The 4,057-nt window shown below is 54.5% G+C and carries 5 protein-coding genes; 4 read left to right on the plus strand and 1 reads right to left on the minus strand.

Annotated elements, in window-relative coordinates:
* Window positions 1–1,081, plus strand: a 1,081-nt coding sequence (locus tag VGN12_01325; GenBank protein ID HEY4308065.1) for an HWE histidine kinase domain-containing protein, incomplete at its 5' end; no start/stop codon positions are given.
* Between the two features lie 196 nt (window positions 1,082–1,277).
* Window positions 1,278–2,132: a restriction endonuclease gene (locus VGN12_01330; protein HEY4308066.1), complete on the plus strand. Its 855-nt coding sequence runs from the start codon at window positions 1,278–1,280 to the stop codon at window positions 2,130–2,132.
* Window positions 2,133–2,158: 26 nt separating this feature from the next.
* Here the strand turns inward: VGN12_01330 and VGN12_01335 are convergent, their stop codons facing one another.
* A complete protein-coding gene (locus VGN12_01335) occupies window positions 2,159–3,184 on the minus strand; it encodes a toll/interleukin-1 receptor domain-containing protein (protein HEY4308067.1) in 1,026 nt (341 codons plus the stop codon).
* Window positions 3,185–3,272: 88 nt separating this feature from the next.
* Here VGN12_01335 and VGN12_01340 point away from each other — a divergent pair, with 88 nt between their 5' ends.
* On the plus strand, window positions 3,273–3,647 hold the full coding sequence (locus tag VGN12_01340; protein ID HEY4308068.1) for a rhodanese-like domain-containing protein: 375 nt from the start codon (window positions 3,273–3,275) through the stop codon (window positions 3,645–3,647).
* A gap of 116 nt (window positions 3,648–3,763) precedes the next feature.
* On the plus strand, window positions 3,764–4,057 hold a 294-nt coding region (locus VGN12_01345; GenBank protein ID HEY4308069.1), incomplete at its 3' end, for a hypothetical protein.

Here is a 4,057-nt window from a genome sequence, read left to right on the forward strand (position 1 = left end):
CCTAGCCGCGTTGCAGAGCTACGACATTCTCGACACGCCGCGTGAGAGCGACTTCGACGACGTCGTGAAAATACTCGCCGATGTCTGCGACGCTCCCTTCTCCACAATCACTCTGATCGACCGAGAACGCCAGTGGCACAAGGCCGCCCACGGCATTGGCGACCTTCGCGAGACCGGCCGCGACGTTGCGTTTTGCGCGCATACGATTTTGCACGACGAAGACCTGTTGATTGTCCCCGACGCGACCAAGGATGCGCGGTTCGCCGACAATCCGTTCGTGACCGGCGAACCGGGCCTGCGTTTTTACGCTGGGGCGGTTTTGCGTAATGAGGACGGCCTGCCGCTCGGCACGGTCTGCGTGGTCGACTACAAACCGCGTCAGCTCGATGCGCGGCAACGCAACCTTCTTCATCTGATGGCCCGGCAGGTGATGGCCCAGATCGCCTTGCGGCGCGAGGTTGCCGAACGCCGCGCGGCGGAACAGCAACAACAGTTGTTGATCGCCGAACTCCATCACCGCGTCAAAAATACGCTGGCGACGGTGCAGGCCGTGATTCAGATGAGCCTGCGCGCCGCCACCGACATCGACAGCTTTCGCGACAGCATTGTTGCGCGCATTGCCTCGCTCGCCAACACGCACACGCTGCTCATCGACCGGCGCTGGGGCTCGATATCGTTTGCCGAATTGATCGCCAGCGAGTTGGCGCCCTATGATCGCACCGGCCGGTTGAACCTCGAAGGCCCGGACTTCAAGTTGCCCGCGCAGGGCGCCGTAACGTTCGGCATGGTGCTCCACGAGCTGACCACGAATGCCAGCAAATACGGCGCGCTCTCGCGCGACGAAGGCAAGCTTGCCGTAAGCTGGACGCTGGTCGATGAAGGTGACGATCAGCGGATCAAATTGCGGTGGCGCGAAAGTCTGGGGCCACCTGTGCCGCCGCAGACCCACGATGGATTTGGCTCGACGCTGATACGGCGCATTCTTGAAGGCCAGCTCGACGGTAAGGTCGATTTCTCATTCAGGCCGGACGGCTTGGAATTTCATGCCGAGGCACGATTACCGAGAGAAATTGCGATATGATGCGTGTGGCAATCGGTGCGACGGCGAAATCGTCGCCCAGGGCACGCCGGAAGATATTGTGAAAGTCGCACGCAGTTACACCGGCAAATTCCTGAAGCCGGTGTTGGGGCGCAAGGACGCGGGACGGAAGAAGAAGGGCCAGCAGGCTGGCGGAGTGAATCTAGTAAATTAGCGCAAGTATCGTTTTGGGGGGAAGATGCCAATATTTCCGTCTTTTCATACGTTTTTTGTTCCGGTTGTTCACGCGCTCAGGGCTAGAGGCGGATCGGCCACGATCGAAGAAATGGAAGAAGCCGTTGCGTCGGCGACAAATCTCTCCGAAGCACAACGATCTCAATTGCACGGGGATGGTCCCCGGACAGAATTTAGCTACCGTCTCGCTTGGGCGCGTACTTATTTGAAAAAGGGCGGCGCGCTCGACAATTCAGAAAAAGGAGTTTGGCATCTGACGTCTAAAGGCGATCAGATGTCAGACGACGAAATTCGCTCAATCAAAGCAAAAGTCCGACAACAAAATCGAGAGGCACGAGCTGCTGCAGCATCGGCTTCGGCGGATGAGGAGGACGAGGAAGAGGAAATCGAAGATTCAGCGCAATCTTGGAAAGAGCTTTTACTTGAAACACTGCTGTCCATGACGCCGAGCGGCTTCGAACGGTTATGTCAACGAATTCTTCGAGAATCCGGTTTCATAAAAGTTGAAGTGACTGGAAGAAGTGGAGATGGCGGCATCGACGGCACCGGAGTCTTACGCGTAAATCTCTTGTCATTTCATGTCTTGTTTCAATCCAAACGATATAGAGACTCTGTTGGAGCAGGCGTGGTTCGCGATTTCCGCGGCGCAATGGTCGGGCGTGCTGATAAAGGCTTGGTCATAACTACTGGTACTTTCACAGCGGACGCGCGCAAAGAAGCGACCAGAGACGGAGCGCCAGCCATCGATTTAGTCGACGGCGACGCACTCTGTGATTTATTAAAATCTTTGAAAATAGGCGTCAAAGTAGAGACTGTAGAGTCTGTAACTGTCGATCCAACGGCGCTACTAGCCGTTTAACGATCCAGAGGGCGGCGCGCTTCAAGCTATGGCCTTGTCTCGTTAGAGATGATGGCCTCACCGTCCTTGTCAATCAACTTTAATAGCTCATCGTATGATGAGCATTCGTAGATACTTAAGTTACTTATTTGTTTATCAGCCCTTTTCAACAGGAATGGCAAATCTTCTCGATTCTTGCAGAAGATGACTATTTTTTTATTCAATGCGATCGCGTAGCCAATTTCAACATGCACGCTCGTGGGCAGCTTCGCGAACAAAACGAATAAACAAATCTCACTTAGTTTAAGTTGCCCCAAATCTCTAGTAAGCGCTATTTGCTCACCGTCGAATTTTTTGACAGAAGGAATTTCACTGCCCGCCCAATAAATCCTCTTTACGGATGGACAGCAGATATCAACGGCTTCCTTAAATTCCGCCATTCGTTTGCGCTCGTTTTCGTAAGCAATGGCGGATTGGTGGGACGCCATTGGTGCGCCAATAAAAACCGTTCCAACTTCAGTGCGTTTCGTATCTTTGGGAAAGATGTGACCGAACGGGACATTCGCAAGCGCTCCCACAAAAGTCTGCTCAATGATTCCGTTGATTTTTAGATTGAAAGGAGAATATTGAGTTTGGAAGCGAGTTTGGAAATCTTCCTCACGTACCCCAGTTAGTTTGCCTTCTTTTTTTATGGTACGGAAAAGACGCAGTAAGTCTTCCGGCGTATTTCTCACGCACTGGTAGTGGCTAAGCGGCGAACTCTTGTCGATCTCTCGCGAGTTCAACAAAAGCGGCACAATATTTTTTGAGGACTCGGTGTTGAACGCAATAGCTCCCGCTTCAAAATAAAGCCAACGGGACAATTCATTTTCATCTGTCAGCACTATTATGCAAACTGAGCTGCCTTCAATTGCTTCTCTGACTTTATCGAACCAAGCTTCACCGGGCTGAATTTCAGATATAGAAAGAAATATATCCAAACTTTTGCTACGAAAAAACTCGGATATGAATTTCTTCAGCTCTATAGCTGCCTGCTTACTCGCATCCTTTGACCAACTAATAAAAATTTTCATTGAATATTATTCCCGCTTGAGTTTTGCTCTATTCGTATACAGCGCATAGTAAACCTCAATTTTCGCACAACACAAGCGTGTATCCCCCATGTCTACAACCTACAAAGCCCTTGTCGATGCCGCCAATGCCGTGGTGCCGAAGATCTCCGCCCAGGAGGCGATGGACATGGCCGCCAAGGGCGCGCTGATCGTGGACGTGCGCGACAGCGCCGAGCTGGCGCAGACCGGCAAGATCGCCGGCTCTGTGCACATCCCGCGCGGCTCGATCGAGATGCGGGCCGACCTCACCGCTCCCTCCGCCGACGCCAACTTCGCCCATGACCGGCCGGTGATTGTGCATTGTGCCGGCGGCGGACGCGCCGCGCTTGCCGGCAAGGCGCTCAAGGAGATGGGCTACTCAACGGTCTACAATCTCGGCGGGTTCAAAGATTGGGTCGCGGCCGGCGGCAAGGTCGAGAAATAACAGTGGCGAGCGAAGCTACGCCGTCCTTTGGACGGCTATGCCCTCCTGAACCTTCCCCCACCCGCGACAGACAAACTCTCATGTCCTAGGATCGTCCTCGGACCGGGGGCCATCCAATGCGCGCGCTGTTTGCTCTAATTGCCGCCACCCTACTTCTCGGTGCGACGCTCCCGGCCCTTGCCGGCATGGGCCCCTGCAAGCCTGATCAGCACGAGGGCCTTGCCTGCGGCGAAGGCGCCGACTCCGCGCGCGTCATCGAGAAGACCCTATCGCCGGACAAGAAGCTGGCCTTTGCCTGGCGCAAGCCAGACGGCGACCCGACCGACCAGCCGGACCCGTATGACGATCTCGAACTGCTGATCGTCCGGCTGTCGGACGGCGCTATCTTGGGCAAGAGCAAGACCGGCTAT

This window comes from Pirellulales bacterium, from assembly GCA_036499395.1.
Classification (GTDB): Bacteria; Planctomycetota; Planctomycetia; order Pirellulales; family JACPPG01; genus JACPPG01.

Excerpts from the sequence above, each read along its gene's own strand:
- VGN12_01330 (HEY4308066.1), top strand. The coding sequence starts at position 1,278 with ATGCCAATATTTCCGTCTTTTCATACGTTTTTTGTTCCGGTTGTTCAC.
- VGN12_01335 (HEY4308067.1), bottom strand. The coding sequence starts at position 3,184 with ATGAAAATTTTTATTAGTTGGTCAAAGGATGCGAGTAAGCAGGCAGCT.
- VGN12_01340 (HEY4308068.1), top strand. The coding sequence starts at position 3,273 with ATGTCTACAACCTACAAAGCCCTTGTCGATGCCGCCAATGCCGTGGTG.